Here is a 19,903-nt window from a genome sequence, read left to right as displayed (position 1 = left end):
ACTTGATGGTGCCGTCAATGGCTCCATGTCCGTAAAGCGCACCCTTCAAACACATTCTGGCCGGGCGCATAAGAGGGAGATAGATGATGAGGTCCCCACAGGCGATCGGCTTGTTTCAGCGGAGTATTCTGGTTTGCGCATTGCTCTCGACAACAGCCACTTTGGGTGTGACGTCCGCCATGGCCGCTGAAGCCAGACAGGAAAGCGCCGGCCATCTGGCCGATGGCACGGAGATTTTCGCGATCACGCTGAAGGCCGACAATGGCGTTTCGGCCCGCATCCTCTCCTATGGCGCGACGCTGCAGTCGCTGATCGGGCCTGACCGCAACGGCAAGAAGGCCGATGTGCTGCTGGGTTATGACGATCTGGCGGGCTACGTCGATCACCCCAACTATTTCGGCGCCACCGTGGGCCGCTATGCCAACCGCATCGCCAATGGGCGCTTCGTGCTGGACGGCAAGACCTATCAACTGCCCCAGAACGATCACGGCCAGTCGCTGCATGGCGGCGACAAGGGCTTCGACAAGCTGCCGTGGAAGGTGGTTTCGGTGCAGTCCGGCCCGGTGGCCAGGCTGGTGTTGACGCATGTCAGCCCCGATGGCGATTCGGGCTATCCCGGCACGCTCAACGCCACGGTGACCTACACGCTCGATGAAAAGGGCGATCTGGGCATCACTTTCGAGGCCACCACCGACAAGCCCACCGTGGTCAACATGACCAACCACGCCATCTTCAATCTGGCGGGCGAGGGCAGCGCGGGCGGCGCGATGGATCATCGCCTGACGGTGCCTGCTTCCGCCTTTACGCCGGTCGGCGCCACGCTGATCCCCACGGGTGAGAAGCGCACCGTGGCAGGCTCGGTCTTCGATTTCCGTGCCCCGCGCCGCATGGCCGATGGGCTGCGTGACGGCAAGGATCAGCAGATCGTCTATGGGCGTGGTTACGATCACAACTTCGCGCTCGACAAGGGGCTGACCGCCACGCCGCAGCTGGCCGCGCGTCTGGAAGATCCCGCCTCGGGCCGCGTGCTGGAACTGCTCACCACCGAGCCGGGCGTGCAGGTCTACACCGGCAACTTCCTCGATGGCACGCTGGTCGGCAAGCAGGGGCACCTCTATCGCATGGGCGATGGCATCGCGCTGGAACCGCAGAAGTTCCCGGATTCGCCGAACCATCCCGATTTCATCTCCACGCGCGTCGATCCCGGCAAGCCTTATCGGCACTCGATGATCTATCGCCTCACCGTTGCCCGCTGAACCCACCAGCGCACCCCGCATACCGAGAGACCCATGACCGACAAGCAACCCACCAAGCTCCGCAGCCGCGCCTGGTTCGACAATCCCGACAACATCGATATGACCTCGCTCTATCTGGAGCGTTACCTCAACTTCGGCCTCAGCCTTGAGGAGCTGCGCAGCGGCAAGCCGATCATCGGCATCGCCCAGACCGGTAGCGATCTCTCGCCCTGCAACCGCCACCACCTCGTGCTGGCCGAGCGTATCCGCGAAGGCATTCGCGAACAGGGCGGCATTGCGCTGGAATTCCCGGTCCATCCCATTCAGGAAACCGGCAAGCGCCCCACCGCCGGGCTGGATCGCAATCTGGCCTATCTGGCGCTGGTCGAGGCGATGTATGGCTATCCGCTCGACGGCGTGGTGCTGACCACCGGCTGCGACAAGACGACTCCGGCGCTGCTGATGGCGGCGGCGACGGTGAACATTCCGGCCATCGCCCTGTCGGTCGGCCCGATGCTCAACGGCTGGCACAAGGGTGAGCGCACGGGCAGCGGCACCATCGTGTGGAAGGGCCGCCAGATGCTGGCCGCCGGCGAGATCGACGATGAGGGCTTCATCAAGCTGGTGGCCTCCTCGGCGCCCAGCACCGGCTATTGCAACACCATGGGCACGGCCACCACGATGAACTCGCTGGCCGAGGCGCTGGGCATGATGCTGCCCGGCAGCGCCGCCATTCCCGCGCCCTATCGCGACCGTCAGGAATGCGCATGGCGCACCGGCAAGCGCATCGTGGATATGGTGCATGAGGACCTCAAGCCCTCCGACATTCTGACGCTGGACGCGTTCCACAATGCCATCGTCGTCAATTCGGCGATTGGTGGTTCCACCAATGCGCCGATCCATCTGGCCGCCATCGCGCGCCATATCGGTGTCGATCTGCCGCTGACCGACTGGCAGGATCTGGGCCATAAGGTGCCGCTGCTGGTCAACCTGCAGCCTGCCGGCGAATATCTCGGCGAGGATTATTACCGCGCGGGCGGCGTGCCCGCCGTGGTGGCGCAGCTGATGGGCCAGGGCCTGATCCGCGAGGGCGCGATCACCGTCAACGGCCAGACCATGGGCGACAACTGCCGTGGCACCGAGATCGAGGATGAGAAGGTCATCTTCCCCTTCGAGAAGCCCTTCAAGGAAGAGGCCGGTTTTCTCGTGCTGAGCGGCAATCTCTTCGATGCCGCGATCATGAAGACCAGCGTGATCTCGGATGAATTCCGCGAGCGTTATCTCTCCAACCCCGAAGACCCCGAAGCCTTCGAAGGTCCCGCCGTGGTCTTCGACGGGCCGGAGGATTACCACCACCGCATCGACGATCCCGCCGTTGGCATCACGCCGGAAACGCTGATGTTCATGCGCGGCGCTGGCCCCATTGGCTACCCCGGCGCTGCCGAGGTGGTGAACATGCGCCCGCCTGCTTACCTCATCACCGAGGGTGTCAGCGCTCTGCCCTGCATTGGCGACGGGCGCCAGTCGGGCACCTCGGGCAGCCCCTCGATCCTCAATGCCTCGCCCGAGGCGGCGGCGATGGGCGGTCTGGCCCTGCTGGAAACCGGCGACCGCGTGCGCATCGATCTGCGCAAGGGCACCGTCAATGTGCTGATTTCCGATGAGGAACTGGCTGCCCGCCGTGAGGCTCTGAAGGCCAAGGGCGGCTTCCCCTATCCCGCCAGCCAGACGCCGTGGCAGGAAATCCAGCGCAATCTGGTCGGCCAGATGAACACCGGCGCCATTCTGGAAGGCTCTGAAAAGTACCAGCGCATCGCCCAGACCATGGGTCTGCCGCGCGACAACCACTAAGACACCTGCACAAGTCGGAGCGGCTGGCCTGAGTCCATCGGGCCAGCCGCTCTGCGCATGAAAAGAGGATGATGGCCATGAGCAAGGTGCGGACAATCGCCCGCGACACGCGCGACACTCTGGGCGAGGGCGCCCTGTGGGTCGCGCGCGACGGTGCCTTCTACTGGGTCGATATCCTTGCCCCCGCGCTCAACCGTCTGACGCTGGCCACGGGTAAGGTGGAGCGCTTTGCCATGCCCGAACCCCTCGGCTGGGTGGTGGAGCATGCCGAGGGCGGTTTCGTCGGCGGCTTCCGCAGCGGCATCGCGCGCATCACGCTGGACCCTCTCACCATCGGCGAGCGCTCCGGCCCCGAGCCCCATCTGCCCGGCAACCGCATGAACGACGGCAAGGCCGATGCCACCGGCGCCATCTGGTGCGGCACCATGGATATGGCCGAGGAACAGGCCTGCGGCTCGCTCTACCGCCTCTCACCGCAGGGCGTGTGGCAGCAGATCGACAGTGATTACGGCGTACCCAACGGCCCCGGCCTCTCGCCCTGCGGCCAGTGGCTCTACCACGCGGACAGCAGCAAGCGCCTGATCTATCGCTTCGCCCGGCACGAGGGCGGTGCCTCAAAGCGCGCGCCCTTCATCCAATTCACCGAGGCCGACGGTTACCCCGATGGCATGAACTGCGACGCCGAGGGCTTCCTCTGGGTGGCCCATTGGGATGGTGGCCGCATCAGCCGCTTTGACCCGGAAGGCAGGCTGGAGCGCAGCATAGACCTCCCCGCCAAACGCATCACCAACATGGCTTTTGCGGGTGAGGGGCTGGACCGGCTGTTCGTAACGTCAGCCGCCATCGGCCTGCCCGACAGTGAGCATGATGGCGTCCTGTTCGAGGTGGAAACGGGGGGCATTCGCGGGAATCCCTCACATGCTTATGCCGGGCCGGTGGGCTAAGGCTGAAGAAAAAGAGTTAAATGCGAGGGTGTTACACCCTCGCGCTCCCATGAATGTCTATGTGGTGCCCGGGGTTCGGCCGAAGAGCAACGTCGCGGCGCCGCAGGCAGTAACTCCGGCCGGGACTATCGTGAAGGAATCGAATGCCTGCGGCGCTACAGGCTGCGCAGGTGGAGAGGCGTGGCGCAACACTTCGGCGCCACTGCCCTGTCGTCGGGAGACGTCATGGGAGCGCGAGGGGGAAACCCCCTCGCATTGTCTTATCCTTCTTTCCCGCTTCCCTGACCCATTTCTTCCCGCGTATCCTCCAAAGCCAGATCAACCAGCACACGCATCGCCGCGGCTGCCGCATCGCCATCGCCCGCAGCAATAGCATCATAGACCTTGGCGTGATCGGGGATCGGATTACGCGGCAGAGCGCGCGAACGCTGCTTGTACTGCGTCGTCCAATGCACCGCCGAGCCGATCGAAGCCGTCAGCACGATCAGCGCATCGTTGCGGGTGGCGCGCAGGATCGCATCGTGGAAATCGCGGTCGGCAGCGCGGCCTGCATCGGTCGCCAAAGTGTGGCGGCGCATGGCGGAAAGCGCGTCCTTCATCGCGCGCAGATCCTCGCGGTCGCGGCGCTCTGCGGCGAGGCGGGCGGCGCCCGGTTCCACGATGGCGCGCAGCTCGAAGATGCCGCGCACGAAGGACGGATCGGGCTCGCCGGAGAAGGCCCAGGCCAGCACATCGGGGTCGAGCAGGTTCCAGCGGGTGCGCGGCAGCACGCGGGTGCCGGCCTTGGGGCGGCTCTCCACCAGCCCCTTGGCGGCGAGCACCTGCATCGCCTCACGGAAGGCGCCGCGCGACACGTCCAGTGCCTCGGAGAATTCGACCTCGCTCGACAGCACTGTGCCCGGCGCATAGACGCCCGAGACGATATCGGTCCCCAGCTTGAAGGCGATGGCGCCATGCAGCCGCCGCCCGGTGCCGCGCTTGGGGCGGGGAGCATCGCTCTGGGCGTCTGGCTGAGCGTCTTGCTGGGTGATGGGCGACGTGTCGGATGATTGGTCGGACTTGCTCAATGGGGTTCTCTCGTGAGGTCGCTGATTCAGCCATAGCCAAAACAGCATTTGCGTTCGAGGAAAATCTCTTTTAAGTAGGAGTAATTGACGGATCAGTCAGATCGAGGGGCCAAAACGCGCCACACCTCCTGCCAGTGCCCGATTTTCGCGCAAGATGCGAGACGGACTTAAGGGGCAGGGCGGTGTTTCAGAATGATGATGAGGCAGTCCTGCCTGTCCATGCGCTGCATGGGTGAGGGGCTTGCCGCGTGTTGTCTCCCTTCGCGCTGTGATTCGTGTCCGCATAAAGATCGAACTATTGGGAGTCGATGATGGTGATGGTCAGGCGTATGATGGCGGCGGCTCTGCTGCTGTCGGTTTCTTGCGGCGCGGTGCAGGCGGCGGCAAAGGATGCTCCCGCAGCACAGGCGGCCACGGCAACGCTGGAGGCCGATCATCCCGGCGCCACCTATGACCGTCATATCTTCACCCAATTCGCCGAGCATCTGGGCAATGGCATCTATGGCGGCCTCTGGGTCGGCCCGGAGTCACCCATTCCCAACACGCGCGGCTTCCGCAATGACGTGGTGGGCGCGCTGCGGGCGCTCAAGGTGCCGATGGTGCGCTGGCCGGGCGGCTGCTTTGCCGATGAATATCACTGGCGCGAAGGCATTGGCGATCCCACGAAGCGCCCGGTCAAGGTCAACACCCATTGGGGCGGCGTGACCGAGCCCAACCGCGTGGGCACGCATGAATTCATGGATCTGGTCGATCAGATCGGCGCCGAGCCCTATATTTCGGGCAATGTCGGCGATGGCACGCCGCGCGAGATGGCCGAGTGGGTGGAGTATATGACGGCCCCCGCCGGTTCGCTGGCTGATGAGCGCGCCGCCAATGGCCATAAGGCGCCCTGGGCGGTGCCCTATTTCGGCATCGGCAATGAGCTGTGGGGTTGCGGCGGCAACATGCGCGCCGAATTCGCGGCGGATGAAACCCGCCGTTACAGCACCTTCATCAAGCTGCCCGAGGGTGCGCATACGTTGAAGGTCGCCTCGGGCGCCAACAGCGACGATTACGCCTGGACCGAGACCATGATGAAGGTCGCGGGGGACAAGGTCGACGGGCTCTCGCTGCATTATTACACCATCCCCGGCCAGTGGCCGCCGCGCGCCTCGGCCACCGATTTCGATGAAAGCGGCTGGCAGCAGACCCTGTTCGAGGCCAACCGCCTTGACGATATGATCGCCCGCCACAGCGCGATCATGGACAAGTATGATCCCAAGAAGCGCGTCTTCCTGGCGGTGGACGAATGGGGCACCTGGTTCGCGCCGGAAAAGGGCACCAATCCCGGCTTCCTGCGCCAGCAGAACACCATGCGCGATGCTTTGGTGGCGGCGATCTCGCTCAACATCTTTGCCCATCATGCCGACCGCGTGCGACTGAGCGCCGTGGCCCAGATGGTCAATGTGCTTCAGGCGATGATCCTGACCGACGGCGCCAAGATGGTGCTGACGCCGACCTATCACGTCTTCGCCATGTACCGCCCGTGGCAGGATGCCACTGTGCTGCCGATCACGGTGAAGGGCCCCAACTATGGTGAGGGCAACTGGTCGGTGCCGGGGATCAGCGCCTCGGCGGTGAAGGGCAAGGATGGCAAGGTGCATGTGGCGCTGGCCAATCTGGACCCCAACCATGCCGCGCCGCTCTCGGTGGCTCTGGAAGGTGTGAAGGCGGGCCGTGTGCAGGGCCAGATCATCACGGCCGCCGCGATGAATGCTCACAATGATTTTGCCGCGCCCAATGCTGTCGCGCCGGCGCCCTTCCGTGGCGCCAGCGTCGCGGGCGGGACGCTGAAGGTGACGCTGCCGGCCAAGTCGGTGGTGGTGCTGGATCTGGATTGAGGACGTTACGCATGCGCAAGTTTCTTCTCGCCGCCTCGGCCCTGCTGGGTGTTGTGGCCACGGTTCCCGCCGTGGCCCAGACGCCCACGCTGAACTCTCAGCTGACCGGCGATCTGGTCCCCACGCATGATCCGGTGATCACGCGTGAGGGCGACACCTATTACGTTTTCGGCACCGGCATTCCGGGCGATGCCGGGCATTATCTGCTCAGCCGCACCTCGAAGGATCTGATCCACTGGACGGCGGGCAAGCCGCTGTTCGACCATATCCCTGACTGGGCGCAAAAGGCCGTGCCCGGCACCAAGGAGATGTGGGCGCCGGATATCTCCTACGTCAACGGACGCTGGCGGCTGTATTATGCGGTCTCGACCTTTGGCGGCAATCGTTCGGCGATTGGCCTGTTCACCTCGCCCACGCTCGATCCCGCCAAGCCCGGCTATGGCTGGCGCGACGAGGGGCTGGTGCTGATGTCGCAGAACAGCGACGACTATAACGCCATCGATCCCAACGCAGTTGTGGATGCGGAAGGCCGCCACTGGCTGACCTTCGGCAGCTTCTGGACGGGGATCAAGCTGGTCGAACTCGATGGCAAAACCGGCAAGCCGCTACATCCGGAGGCCAAGCCTCTGTCCATCGCGCGCCGCCCGGCACCTGCGGGCGCGCCTGCTCCTGTCGAGGCGCCATTTATCGTCCGGCATGGCGGGGCCTATTGGCTGTTCGCTTCCTATGATTACTGCTGCAAGGGCGTGAACAGCACCTATTACACGGTGGTCTCGCGCGCCGACAAGATCACCGGGCCCTATCTGGGCAAGGATGGCAGCGCGATGATGCAGGGCGGCGGCACGATCTTCCTGCGCGCCGATCTGCCTGAGCAGGAGCGCTTCCGTGGCCCCGGTCATGCCGGTTTCATGCATGACAAGGATGGCACGGACATCGTGGCCTATCACGCCTATGACAAGGAAAACCACGGCGCCTCCACGCTGCGTCTGGCCCGCATCCAGTGGGGCGCCGATGGCTGGCCGGTGGCGGAGCGTTGACCATGCAGCGGCGTGAGATGATGGTGGGCGGCGCTCTGCTGGGTGCCGCTCTGGCGTCTGGCCCGGTGCTGGCGCGCGGGCCCCGGGATGGCATCGTCAATCCGGTGGTGAAGCAGCGCGCCGATGCGCAGGTCTTCCGCCACACCGATGGCTGGTATTACATGACCGCCTCGGTGCCCGAGTATGACCGCCTTGTGCTGCGCCGTTCGCGCACGCTGGGCGGGCTTGGCAAGGGCGAGGAGATCGTGATCTGGCGTCGGCCTGCCAGCGGCAAGATGGCGGGCTATATCTGGGCGCCCGAGCTGCACTGGATCGACGGCGGCTGGTCCTTCTATTTCGCGGCGGGTGATGGCGACGACAAGTTCCATATCCGCACCTATGTGCTGCGCGGGCAGGGCGCCGATCCTTTCCATGCGCAATGGGCGCTGGCGGGGCAGTTGCAGACGCCGTGGGATACGTTCACGCTGGATTCCACCAGCTTTGTGCATCAGGGCCGCCATTGGCTGGCCTGGGCGCAGAAGGAGCCGGGGATCGACACCAATTCGAACCTCTATCTGGCGCCGCTGGCCACGCCGACCACGCTGGCGCAGCCTCCCGTTCGCCTGTCTGTGCCTGAATTGCCCTGGGAAATTCGCGGCTTCAAGGTGAATGAGGCGCCCGCCGTGCTGATCCGCCACGGGCGGGTCTTCATGACCTATTCGGCCAGCGCCACGGATGCGCGTTATTGCATGGGCATGCTGACCGCACCTGCCGATGCCGATCTGATGGACGCGAAGGTCTGGCACAAATCGCCTGAGCCGGTCTTCGTTTCCAGTCCGACTCATCATGTCTATGGCCCGGGACATAACAGCTTTACCGTGGATGAATCCGGGCGTGACATGCTGGTCTATCACGCCCGCGATTATGAGGCGATCAAGGGCGATCCGCTCTTCGATCCCAACCGCCATACACGCATTCAGCCGATTCACTATCGTGTTGATGGAACCCCGGATTTCGGCGTTCCTGTGGCCAATGGGCCGCTGATCTAAGCGGTTTTGACCGGGCTCAACGCCATGGGGCAGGCGTGTGATGCGCCGCCCCATGGCAAAATCGCCACAGTGACGGACCGTGTTTTCCGGCTGCATCGATTGCCCTTGACGGCCTGCGTCACCGGTGTCACATCGCGATTCAATAGTTAGACTAAAAGAGGCTCGAAAGAGTCTGTTTCTCCGAGGGTGTCCCCATGAAATCTTTCCGCAACGCTGTCCTGTGCTCGGCTTCCTTTGGCGCCCTGGCACTGGTCACACCCGCTCACGCGCAGACCGCCGATGCCAGCGCTGCCCCCGCCGCTGCTCCGCAATCCGACGCGCAGGGTGACGAAGGCGGCCCCGCCATCGTGGTGACCGGCGTGCGCGCCTCGCTGGCTTCGGCGCAGAGCATCAAGCGCAGCTCGATCAACATCGTGGATTCCATCGTCGCCGAAGACATTGGCAAGCTGCCTGACAACACCGTGTCCGACGCCCTGCAGCGCGTCACCGGCGTGCAGATCACCCGCGCTGCGGGCGAGGCGGCAACCGTCCAGATCCGCGGCCTGCCCAATGTCGGCACGCTGATCAACGGGCGTGAGGCTTTCACCGGCACCAGCCGCGCGGTCTCGCTGGCCGACATCCCGGCCGAACTGGTGGCGGGCGTCGATGTCTACAAGACCAGCACGCCCGACATCGTTGAAGGCGGCGTGGCCGGCATGGTGGACATCCGCCTGCATCGCCCGCTCGACTTCAAGGGGCTGGAAATCGCCGGTTCGGTGCGCGGCATCTACAGCTCGCAGTCCGACAAGATGAGCTATGTCGGCAGCGGTCTGGTCAGCAACCGTTGGGATACGAGCATCGGTGAGATCGGCCTGCTGATTTCGGGCTCGTACAACCGCCGCAAGTATCAGGATCAGGACGCCTTCAACTACGTGTCCAGCTGCGTCACGGCGGGCACCGCCTGCGCGACGACGGCGCCTTATGTCAATTCCTCGGGCAACCCGATCGCCATCCCCGATACGGTCGGCGGCATTTACGCCAGCGGTGACCGTCAGCGCATCGGCGCCAATGTCTCGCTGCAGTGGAAGCCCAATCCCGATGTGGATGTTCATGTCGACGGCATCTACACCAAGTACAAGAACCTCTATAACAACAGCTATTTCATCGCCATCCCCAAGGCGGGCACCGTGACGTCGATCACGGCCAACAGCGATTACAACTTCCTGGGTTCAAGCTCGACCACGACCAATGCCTACACGCTCTCCAGCATGCAGGCCTATCTTGACCAGACCGACAGCTATCAGGGCAACATCGGTGCCAAGTGGAACACCGGCCATGCCACGCTGTCGACCGAGGTGACCTACAATTACAGCAAGATCAGGGATCGCAACGTCATCGTCGATACGGGCTTCAACAGCCCCTCGATGACGGTGAACTACAATCAGGGCGGCACGCCGAATGTTGGCATCACCGGCGTCGATCTGACCAATCCGGCCAATTACACGCTGGAAGACATCTTCAACAACCGCTCGCTGGCCACCAGCAGCCAGGTCGCCTGGCGCAACGATCTGAAGTATGACTTCGATGGCGGCTTCCTGAAGAACTTCAAGATCGGCACGCGTCTCACGCATCGCTCGGTCAATTCGCAGGCCACCACCTCCACGGCGATCCCGGCCAACACCTACATTCTGATGAGCACGCTGCCGTCGAATGCCTACACCACCTCGCCCACCAATCTGGTGCATGGCAAGCTGGGCGTGGGCCAGTATCTGACGATGAACCCCACCTACCTGCTGAACAACACCGCCTCGGTGCTGTCGGCCATGGGGCTGAGCACCGCCGAGCCTGCCTATGATCCCAACAATGCCTTCTCGGATCAGGAAGACACCTATGCCTTCTACGGCCAGGTGGAATATGGCTTCAATCTGGGCAACATGCCGGTTTCGGGCGTGGGTGGTCTGCGCGTGGTCAACACGGTGGAGCAGCTGCAGGGCAATGGCGTCAGCAGCAAGCAGAACTATCTCAACCTGCTGCCCAACATCAACGCCAAGGTCGGCCTGACCGACAAGCTGTTCCTGCGTCTGGCCTGGGGCAAGGCAATGACGCGCCCCGAGTTCTCCGCGCTCAACCCGCTGGTCAGCTATGCGCCCAGCGGCAGCACCGGCAACCAGACCTATTACGGTAGCGGCAGCGGCGGCAACCCGGCCCTGCTGCCGATCAAGACCACCGACTATGACGCCTCGCTGGAATTCTATGCGAACAAGTCCACCTCGCTGACGGTGGCGGGCTTCTATCGCAAGATGAACGGCTACATCCAGACCTATTCGGAACCGGAAGTCCTGGCCGGCAACACCTATCTGGTCAGCCGCCCGCGCAACACGGGTGACGGCTATCTGACCGGCGCGGAAGTGGCCTATCAGCAGTTCTTCGACTTCCTGCCGGGCGCTTTCAGCGGGTTGGGCATGCAGCTGAACGGCACCTACAGCGATGGCATGACCGACGATCCGATCCATGGGGGCAAGGAGCGCGTGGTCGATGTTTCGCACTGGTCCTACAATGCGGTGGCCATCTACGAGAAGTATGGCATCACCGCGCGTCTGGCCTACAACTGGCGCAGCAGCTATGTTGACAGCTACAATTCGGGCGGCAGCCAGGCCAACACCATCGTGGTTGCCCCCACCGGCCAGCTCGACTTCTCGGCGAGCTATGATGTGAACCGCAGGCTGACGCTGACCTTCAACGCCACCAACCTGACCAACCGCGTCTATCACGACAGCTTCCAGGGCGTGAACGCCAGCGGCCAGTACAGCAACACGCCGCGTGACACGCGCACCTATGACCGCACGGTGGAATTCGGGGTGCGTTTCAAGCTCTGATGTGATTGCCTGGGTGGGCTGGCCTTCGTGGCCGGCCCGCCCCCTTGCCATGGAGATCCGCCATTCGTTCCCCTCAATCCATGGCGAGCAAATCCCGCTTTCCCTCCGGCCTCGTTCTCCTTCGAGGCCGGATCAGGGCGGCAGCACTGGCCGCTGCCGCCCTGATTTTCCTGCCGCAGGTGGCGCCAGCAGCGGGCTCGCCTGCCGCGCCGCTCGATGCCCAGGCCGTGCTGGCCAGGCGCTATGGCGGCGATGCGGCATGGTATGCGGGCAACATCCCGCTTTTCGCCAGTTCAGACCCGCAGCTTGACGATGTCTGGTACTATCGCTGGGCGGTCTATCGCGCGCATCAGCGCGACACCGGCGAGCAAGGCTATCTCACCACCGAATTCTTCGACGATGTGGGCTGGCAACGCGAGCCATGGGCCGGGCTGAACGATGCCAGCGGCTTCCATATTGCCGAGGGCCGGTGGCTGCGCCAACGCCGTTATGCGGGCGATTACATCGATTATCTCTATGCCCATGGCGGCAATGACCGCCATTTCAGCGAAAGTATCGCCGATGCCGTCTGGGGCCGCTATCTGGCCGATGGCGATCAGGCTGCAGTCACGCGCTATCTGCCCGCAATGCAGCGCATCTATGGCGAATGGGACGACCATTTCGACAAGACACGCGGCCTCTACTGGATCGAGCCGCTGCTCGATGCCACGGAATATTCGGTGGCCTCGATCAACGCCTCGGGCGGCAAGGATGGATTTCGCGGGGGCGATGCGTTCCGGCCCTCGATCAACGCCTATATGGTGGCCAATGCGCAGGCGATCAGCCGGATCGCGGCGCTGGCCGGGCAGGGGGAGCAGGCGCGGCTTTATGCCGACAAGGCCGAGACCCTGCGTAAGGCTTTGCTGGCCGATCTGTGGAGCCCCAGCCTCACCCATTTCGTGGATCGCTACCGCGAGGGCAACGCTTTCGTAAAGGCGTGGGACCAGATCGATGCGCGCGAGCTGGTCGGCTATCTGCCATGGGCCTATGGCGTGATTGGCACCGATAAGCGTTACGACGCGGCATGGCACCATCTGCTGAGTGCCGATGAGCTGGGCGGCCCTCACGGATTGCGCACGGCCGAATCCTCCTATCGCTATTACATGCAGCAATATCGCTACGACAAGGACACCGGCCTGCGCGAATGCCAGTGGAACGGCCCGATCTGGCCGTTCCAGACCACGCAGGCACTGATGGCTCTCGCCAATATGCTGCATGATCGTGGCGCGGATGCTCCGGTGGCGCGGGGCGCGTATTGGCACCTGCTGCAGCAATATGCTGCGCTTCACCGCCAGGGCGATCGCCTCGATCTGGAAGAGGATTACGATCCGGCGACGGGCCAGCCTATTGTGGGGCTGGCACGCAGCCATCACTATTTTCATTCCGGTTTCAACGATCTGGTGGTGACGGGGCTGGTCGGCATCGAGCCTTCGGCGGATGACAGGCTGGTCCTCGACCCGCTGCTTCCTTCCTCGGACGAGGGGCCGAGCTGGTTCGCGCTACAGGATCTGCCCTATCACGGCCATCTGCTGACGGTGACTTATGACCGCGCCGGAGACCACTTCGGGCAGGGCGCGGGGCTGAAGGTCTATCTGGATGGCCGTCTCGCAGGGCAGCGTTCCACGGCGGGGCGGATGGATCTGGCCGTGCCGCGCCTCGCCAATCCCCAGCAGCCGCATCCTGTTGATCTGGCGGTGCAATTGCTGCGTGATGGCTGGCCGCATGTGGCAGCCTCAAGCGGCGGCGATGCGGAAAAGCTGCATCAGCTTGTCGATGGCCGCATCAGCTTTTTCCGCGAGCTGCCCAATGGCTGGGTCTCTGCGCGCGATACCGCCAGCGAATGGGTCAGCCTGAGTTTCGAGACATCCATCCGCCCCCGCGCGATGGAATTGGCCTTCGTGCCGGGCGATGGCCATGCCTTGCCCACATCGGCCACCATCTGGACGGGCGGCGAGGGGCATTGGCGCAAGCTGGCCGGGCTGCGGACCGATGGCCGCAATGTCTACCGCGTCAACCTGCCGGGTGAGGCCACCAGCGCATTGAAAGTCAGCTTCGAGAAGAAGCCGGGCTCCACGCTGAATCTGGGTGAGATCAAGGTTTTCTGATCACCGCGACAGCGCAGATCAGCCCGCCCTGATGGCGCAACTGGCCGATCGTCTCGCCCTCGCTTGAACGGGCGCGCAGCAGAAGACCATCCTGCCATGTATGGATATCGCCTCCCTCGATCCGTGAGGCGATGCCCAGCGCCTTGGCATGGGCCTCCTTGGCCGTCCAGCGGGCGACCAGCGCTGCATCGGGGGCTTTGGTCAGCTCATTCCGCTCCCCCGGCGTCAAGGCGTCTTCGGGCGGGGGGGGGGCATCCTCGGGCTCAAGATCCACGCCCAGCGGCTGCCGCGCCACGCCGATGACAGCATGAGGCCAGCGGCCCGCCACGCTGATATGCCAGCCCTCGGGGGTATCCACCAAAACCTCTCCAGCCGGGCCGCGCCGCAGGGCGATGCTATCGGGATGGCATCCCGCCAGACGGGCCAGCAGCAGCCGGGTCAATTGCCGCCGCAGCCCCCGCATCGCCGCCTGAGAGCGCCCGGCCAGATCGCGCAGATCGTTTTCTCTCAGCGCCGCGCCGCCTGCCAGCGCCGCTGTGGCGGGATCGTCCAGCCGCATCAGCCAGACCAGCGGCTGTTCGCCGACAGCAGGCAAATGCCCCAGCGCGCCCTGATACCAGACCGGCGCGATCATCCGGTGCCTTCAGCCTCCATGCGCCACCAGCCTTGCGGGCGAACCTTCCCAGCTGGTGCCGGCGGGCAGGGTCTCACCCTTCATCACCACCGAGAGGTCGCCCAATTGCGCATCCTCGCCGATCTCCGCGTCATAGAGCACGATGGCATAGGAGCCGATGGTGGCGCGGTCATGCACATGCACGCTGCTCACCTTCATCACGCGGTCCTCGAAGAGGTGCGTCTGCAGACCGGCGAAATCGTTCAGCGCCACATCATCGCCGATGTTGACCAGATCGTGTTCGGTGACGTCGGTGGTGTCCATATAGCAGCGCTTGCCGATCTTGCAGCCCAGCAGGCGCAGATAGGCAGGCAGCCATGGCGTGCCGCGCAGAGGCTCCAGCAGGTTGGAGACGGCGAGGTTCTCGTAAGTGGCGGTCACCAGTTCGGTGCGCCAGACAAAGGTGCTCCACAGCGGCTGGGTGGTGGGCTTGTAGCGCCCCACGATCAGCCATTTGAGCAGCACGACCGAGGCCCCGCAGGCCAGCGCGAAGCCAATGTAGAGGAAGGGGAAGGCGATCAGGATCAACCGCCCGCCATGGCGCAGATCGTCCAGCGTGCCGACCACCGAAAGCAGCAGATCGAAGAAGGCGAGGAACAGCGTGAGCGAGAGCGTCACACGCACCGCCTCGATGGCCAGGCGGGTGGCGACCAGCCTTGGGCCGGGGTTGAAGCGCGCCCCCTCATCGAACAGGGTCGAGGTCTGGCGCACCGGCAGGCTGATTGGCGGCGAACCGAACCATGTGCCATCGGGCTGCGCCGCCCCGCCATCGCGCGGCGGGGTGGAGAGCACGCCGATCAGCACGCCATCGCCGATCTGAGCCCCGCTGGGCAGCAGCGCGGAATTGCCGATGAAGCTGCGGCGACCGATGCGCGTATGCGCCAGCTCGATGGCGCCGGGCTGGATGCGCGCCGCGCCGAACAGCACAGCGTCCGCGATAAAGCTCTCCGGGCCGATGTCGACCAGATCGGGCACAATGGCCGCCGCTGTCGATATCTCCGCGCGGCGCCCGACCTTCACGCCCAGAGCGCGATACCAGGGCACCACATAAAGCGTGGCATAGATGGGATGCAGCAGGCGCAGCGCCAGATCGTTGATCTGCTGCACGAACCAGAAGCGCACATAGAACCAGCTGTGGAGCGAATAGCGCCCGGCATGCACGCGGCCCAGAAACAGCCTTTTGGCGATCACCGTCAGCACGCACATCAGGATCACATAGGTGACCGCCAGACCCGGGGCGAGCAGCAGATAGGTGTAGCTGTCCGAATTCCAGTCGATCTCGATCATGGCGATCAGACCGGGGGCGATGGGCAGAATGGCCACGATCGGCAGGATCAGCGCGGCCAGAGACAGCGCCAGCGCGGTCAGCGTGCGGGCCAGCTTGCCGGCCTTGTCATCGCTCTGCTGCGGCAGGTCTCCGGCGATCTTGTGGGCGGGCGAACCGCTCCAGCGCTCACGCGGGGGGATGGTGGCGTTGACCGGCAGCGATGACAGATCGTCCAGCATCGCGCCATCGCCGATCACGCCGCCGCGCCCGACCACCGCCATGGAGCCCACGATGGCACCCTTGCCCAGCGTGGCCGAGCCAAGGCGCAGCAAGCCGCGCTCCACCGAGCTGGTGGCCAGCATGGCCTGATCGCTGATGACGGCATCGTCGCCAATGGTCACCAGATCGGCGACATCGATGGGCCCGCGCCCGATAAAGGCCCGCTTGCCCACCTTGGCGCCCAGCAGGCGGTAATAGGCGCGGATCATCGGCGTGCCCGCCAGATAGGGCGTGGCGATCACCTCGGAGAAGCGCCGCACAAACCACCAGCGGAAGTAATAGGCGCCCCACAGCGGATAATCGCCTGCGCGGAAGCGCCCGATCACCAGCCATTTCACCAGCACCGAAGCCATCATGGCCAGCGGCGGAATGGTGATAAAGCTGAGGCCGCTGAACATCAGCGCCTGCAAGCGGCTCATATCGCCCGACAAATGGGTGTAGGCGACATAGGGGAAGAACCATTGCAGCCCCGCCACCGTGTAGATGGGGATCAGCGCGATGGTCTGGGCGATCCAGCACAGCCAGCGCTTCCACGCGGCGATGCGGTAATAGGGTTCGGCCTCGTGATCGTCAGAGATCAGCGTGTCCTTCAGCCTTTCGGCCAAGGTGCGGATTGTGGGGGCGGCGTAGAGGTCCTGAATGGAAACGCCCGCCAAGCCCTTCGACTTGCGGATCGCGGAGACCAGACGCGCGGCCTTCAGCGAATGGCCGCCCAGATCCTCGAACAGATCATCGGTGACGGAGACCTTCTGCGGCGCAAAGGCCTCGGCCCAGATGGCGTGGAGTTGCTCCTCTAAAGGCGTGGCAGGTGCAACGGTGTCGCGATCCTCGGCCACCGCCATGGCGGGGCGCACCAGCGCCTTGCGGTCGACCTTGCCCGAGGCGGGCAACGTAGGAAGGGCATCGAGCAGCTGATAGGCGGCGGGCCGCATATAGTTGGGCAGGCGTTCCTTGACCCGGGCCTTGGCGGCATCGATATCGATCACCGCACCGCCGCGCGCCACCACGAAAGCGGCGAGGAATTCCGCGCCATCCTCATCCTTGAACAGATGGACGACAGCCTGCGCCACCGCGCGATCCTCGGCGATCACCGCCTCGATCTCGCCCAGTTCGACGCGGAAGCCGCGGATCTTCACCTGCGTGTCGATGCGGCCGATGAACTCGATGTCGCCCACGGCGTCCAGACGCACCAGATCGCCCGAGCGATAGATCAGCGCGGGCTTGCCATCGGGGCCGTTGAAGGGCGTCATCACGAATTTGTCGGCGGTGAGATCCTCGCGCCCGACATAGCCCGGCCCCACGCCCGGCCCGCCGATCACCAGCTCGCCCTCGGCGCCAGCGGGCACCGGCCAGAGCTTTTCGTCCACGATCCATGCGGTGTAGCCGGGCAGCGGCTTGCCGATGGTGACGCGGCGGCCCGGCTGCACCTCGGTCCAGGTGGCGGTCACCGTGGTCTCGGTGGGGCCATAGGTGTTGAGCATGCGCAGGCCGGGGCGGGCCCAGCGATCGACCAGCTCGGGCGGGCAGGCCTCGCCGCCCAGATTGAGCAGGCGCAGCGTGGGCATCGGCGTCTCGACCAGCGAGAGCAGCGAGGGCACCACATGCCAGACGGTGAGGTTCTCCGCCGCCAGCACGCCTGCCATATCGGGGCCCGCCTTGGCCAGCGCCTCATCGGCCACCAGCAGCTCGGCGCCGACGAAAAAGGCGCTCCACATCGTCTCGACCGACATGTCGAAGGCGAGGCTGAAGCCGCCGAAGACCTTGTCGTCATGGTCCAGCGCCAGAATCGCGCATTCCGAACGCACCAGATGGCAGGCGTTGCGATGCGAGATCATCACGCCTTTCGGGCGGCCCGTCGTGCCCGAGGTGTAGATGATATAGGCGAGGTCTTCGGGCGTGGCGCCGGTCTCGGCGCGGGTGATTTCGGTGGCCTCATGGGCGGCCAGATCGCCCAGAGCGATGTCCAGCTCCAGCGTGCGGACCGGCATGGCGGCGGCGCGCTCGCTTTCGGTGACGACCAGCACCGCGCCGCTGTCCTGTGCGATATAGTCGATGCGGTCCTGCGGGTAGGTCCAGTCCACCGGCACATAGCAGGCGCCGACCCACAGCGTGCCGAGGATCGCCATATACTGATCGAGCCCGCGCGGCAGGCAGATCACCACACGGTCGCCGCGCTTGATGCCCAGATCGCGCAATTCATGGGCAAAGCGCAGCGCGCGGCGGCGCAGCTCGGCATAGGTCAGCGCGGTCTTGCGGCTGCTTTCCTCGTCATCGACCAGCATGCGGACGGCACTGCGCCATGCGTGGCGCTCATGGGCGGCCTCGAAAATCTCATGGAGAAGTTCGTCGCGGCTGTAGGGCTCATCCTCGCGCAGGGCGGGGGTGGGGGTGATGGGCGCGAAGACAGTGGGCTCGCGTTCCTCGGGCCCACCTTCAGGCGATCTCGGGGTCTGGCCCCCGGTTTGGCCGATGTCAGCTTCGAGCATCGCAACAATCCTTTTTACCTTCGTGCCCCATGGAAGCCTCCCCCTTATTGGCTCCGCAGTCTGAACTGCGGCTTATGCCGTAAGGACAGACTGCCCGATGCGCCATAGCGACTTGCGGTCGGTTTGCTAAAGCTTTCACGGACATAGTTTGAAAAATCATGCAACATGCATTCGGGTTCCCGCGTGGCGCATATGATTGAGGCAGGCGGCCTGAACCGTGTCACGCAACCAGCGATGCGCCGGATCGGCATCGAGCCGGGGATGCCACATCAGCGAGACCACCACATCGGGCGTGTTCAGCGGCAGCGCGAAGCCGATCAGATCGTCAGGGCGCTCGGGCTCATCGGCGGTGCGGATCAGGCATGAGGATGGCACCAGCGCAACCAGATCGGAGCTGCGCGCCAGACGCATGGCATCGGGAAAGCCCGGCACGATGGCGGCAATGTTGCGTGTCAGCCCCAGCACGCGGAGTGCTTCATCGACAGGGCCGGACCGGGCTCCCCGGCGCGAGGCGACGACATGGTCGCAGGACGCATAGCGCTGCGGCGTGATGGGGCCGGTCAGCAGCGGATGGCCGGGGCGAACGGCGCCGATCACCTTGTCGCGAAACAGGAATCGGCTGCGCAGTTCCGGCCCGGAATCCCCCGCCACGCCAATATCCAGATCGACCGGCCCTTCGCGCAGGGGGCGGGCATCCTTGCTGGGCTTGGGGGCGAAGCACAGGCGCACGCCGGGCGCCGCTTCGCGGATCGCCCTGACCAGCGGAGGCAGAAAGCGGGCGAGAAAACCCTCCCCGGCGCGCAGGGTAAAGGTCTGCTCCAGCGCGGCAATATCGAGCGCGGCAGCCGGCGGGCTGAGGACCGTGCGCGCCTCATGGGTCAGGCGCCGCACCGTGTCGCGCAGCTCTCTGGCATGCGGCGTGGGCACCAGACCGCGCCCGGCGCGCACCAGCAGCGGATCGCCGGTGGCGGCGCGCAGGCGGGTGAGGGTGCGGCTCATGGCGGATGAACTCAGGCCCAGCCGCTTGGCCGCACCGGTCACGCTGCCTTCGGCCAGCAAAGCGTCAAGCGCGACAAGCAGGTTCATGTCGATCATGGCGCAAGGTTACCGCAAAGCGGGAGGGCGGAACAGGCGTTCTATGCAATTGTTATATGCAT

Annotated in this window: 12 protein-coding genes; 8 read left to right on the top strand and 4 right to left on the bottom strand. The window is 64.7% G+C overall.

The genetic code is table 11. The features are described 5' to 3' along the window. The first annotated feature begins 179 nt into the window (after positions 1 to 179). From HGK27_RS11765 to HGK27_RS11755, 3 genes are all read left to right on the top strand, one after another. Positions 180 to 1,256 (top strand): aldose epimerase family protein, encoded by a 1,077-nt coding sequence (locus HGK27_RS11765; RefSeq protein WP_241127059.1) that lies wholly within the window; start codon positions 180 to 182, stop codon positions 1,254 to 1,256. Between the two features lie 33 nt (positions 1,257 to 1,289). After that, positions 1,290 to 3,086, top strand: coding sequence for an IlvD/Edd family dehydratase (locus tag HGK27_RS11760; protein WP_206240763.1), 1,797 nt, complete (start codon positions 1,290 to 1,292; stop codon positions 3,084 to 3,086). A 77-nt stretch (positions 3,087 to 3,163) separates the two neighbouring features. Beyond that, complete coding sequence (locus HGK27_RS11755) at positions 3,164 to 4,030, top strand: SMP-30/gluconolactonase/LRE family protein (protein ID WP_206240761.1); 867 nt, start codon at positions 3,164 to 3,166, stop codon at positions 4,028 to 4,030. Positions 4,031 to 4,290: 260 nt separating this feature from the next. Here the strand turns inward: HGK27_RS11755 and HGK27_RS11750 are convergent, their stop codons facing one another. Next, entirely contained in the window at positions 4,291 to 5,061 is a 771-nt protein-coding gene (locus tag HGK27_RS11750; protein ID WP_241127383.1) for a FadR/GntR family transcriptional regulator, read from the bottom strand. Between the two features lie 347 nt (positions 5,062 to 5,408). Between HGK27_RS11750 and HGK27_RS11745 the strand changes: the two genes are divergently transcribed. The 5 genes from HGK27_RS11745 to HGK27_RS11725 all read left to right on the top strand — a co-directional run bounded on the left by HGK27_RS11745 (position 5,409) and on the right by HGK27_RS11725 (position 14,041). Next, a complete protein-coding gene (locus HGK27_RS11745; protein WP_407674635.1) occupies positions 5,409 to 6,977 on the top strand; it encodes an alpha-N-arabinofuranosidase in 1,569 nt (522 codons plus the stop codon). Between the two features lie 11 nt (positions 6,978 to 6,988). Continuing rightward, positions 6,989 to 8,014, top strand: a complete 1,026-nt coding sequence (locus tag HGK27_RS11740; RefSeq protein ID WP_206240757.1) for an arabinan endo-1,5-alpha-L-arabinosidase — start codon at positions 6,989 to 6,991, stop codon at positions 8,012 to 8,014. Positions 8,015 to 8,016: 2 nt separating this feature from the next. After that, positions 8,017 to 9,042, top strand: coding sequence for a glycoside hydrolase family 43 protein (locus HGK27_RS11735; protein WP_206240756.1), 1,026 nt, complete (start codon positions 8,017 to 8,019; stop codon positions 9,040 to 9,042). 194 nt (positions 9,043 to 9,236) lie between these two features. Then, complete coding sequence (locus HGK27_RS11730) at positions 9,237 to 11,897, top strand: TonB-dependent receptor (protein WP_206240755.1); 2,661 nt, start codon at positions 9,237 to 9,239, stop codon at positions 11,895 to 11,897. An 80-nt stretch (positions 11,898 to 11,977) separates the two neighbouring features. Further along, complete coding sequence (locus HGK27_RS11725; RefSeq protein WP_206240754.1) at positions 11,978 to 14,041, top strand: MGH1-like glycoside hydrolase domain-containing protein; 2,064 nt, start codon at positions 11,978 to 11,980, stop codon at positions 14,039 to 14,041. Here the strand turns inward: HGK27_RS11725 and HGK27_RS11720 are convergent. The 3 genes from HGK27_RS11720 to HGK27_RS11710 all read right to left on the bottom strand — a co-directional run bounded on the left by HGK27_RS11720 (position 14,028) and on the right by HGK27_RS11710 (position 19,832). Further along, a complete protein-coding gene (locus tag HGK27_RS11720) occupies positions 14,028 to 14,675 on the bottom strand; it encodes a 4'-phosphopantetheinyl transferase superfamily protein (protein ID WP_206240752.1) in 648 nt (215 codons plus the stop codon). The genes HGK27_RS11725 and HGK27_RS11720 overlap by 14 nt on opposite strands. Before the next feature lie 9 nt (positions 14,676 to 14,684). Next, entirely contained in the window at positions 14,685 to 18,746 is a 4,062-nt protein-coding gene (locus HGK27_RS11715) for a Pls/PosA family non-ribosomal peptide synthetase (RefSeq protein WP_206240750.1), read from the bottom strand. A 156-nt stretch (positions 18,747 to 18,902) separates the two neighbouring features. Further along, entirely contained in the window at positions 18,903 to 19,832 is a 930-nt protein-coding gene (locus HGK27_RS11710; RefSeq protein WP_241127056.1) for a LysR family transcriptional regulator, read from the bottom strand. Positions 19,833 to 19,903: the final 71 nt, after the last annotated feature.

It is taken from the genome of Novosphingobium terrae, assembly GCF_017163935.1.
Taxonomy (GTDB): domain Bacteria; phylum Pseudomonadota; class Alphaproteobacteria; order Sphingomonadales; family Sphingomonadaceae; genus Novosphingobium; species Novosphingobium terrae.
The sequence above is the reverse complement of the archived record's forward strand: the minus strand, read 5'-3'. Positions and strand labels throughout refer to the sequence as shown.

Excerpts from the sequence above, each read along its gene's own strand:
- HGK27_RS11765 (WP_241127059.1), top strand. The coding sequence starts at position 180 with ATGGCCGCTGAAGCCAGACAGGAAAGCGCCGGCCATCTGGCCGATGGC.
- HGK27_RS11760 (WP_206240763.1), top strand. The coding sequence starts at position 1,290 with ATGACCGACAAGCAACCCACCAAGCTCCGCAGCCGCGCCTGGTTCGAC.
- HGK27_RS11755 (WP_206240761.1), top strand. The coding sequence starts at position 3,164 with ATGAGCAAGGTGCGGACAATCGCCCGCGACACGCGCGACACTCTGGGC.
- HGK27_RS11745 (WP_407674635.1), top strand. The coding sequence starts at position 5,409 with ATGGTGATGGTCAGGCGTATGATGGCGGCGGCTCTGCTGCTGTCGGTT.
- HGK27_RS11740 (WP_206240757.1), top strand. The coding sequence starts at position 6,989 with ATGCGCAAGTTTCTTCTCGCCGCCTCGGCCCTGCTGGGTGTTGTGGCC.
- HGK27_RS11735 (WP_206240756.1), top strand. The coding sequence starts at position 8,017 with ATGCAGCGGCGTGAGATGATGGTGGGCGGCGCTCTGCTGGGTGCCGCT.
- HGK27_RS11730 (WP_206240755.1), top strand. The coding sequence starts at position 9,237 with ATGAAATCTTTCCGCAACGCTGTCCTGTGCTCGGCTTCCTTTGGCGCC.
- HGK27_RS11725 (WP_206240754.1), top strand. The coding sequence starts at position 11,978 with ATGGCGAGCAAATCCCGCTTTCCCTCCGGCCTCGTTCTCCTTCGAGGC.
- HGK27_RS11720 (WP_206240752.1), bottom strand. The coding sequence starts at position 14,675 with ATGATCGCGCCGGTCTGGTATCAGGGCGCGCTGGGGCATTTGCCTGCT.
- HGK27_RS11715 (WP_206240750.1), bottom strand. The coding sequence starts at position 18,746 with ATGCTCGAAGCTGACATCGGCCAAACCGGGGGCCAGACCCCGAGATCG.
- HGK27_RS11710 (WP_241127056.1), bottom strand. The coding sequence starts at position 19,832 with ATGAACCTGCTTGTCGCGCTTGACGCTTTGCTGGCCGAAGGCAGCGTG.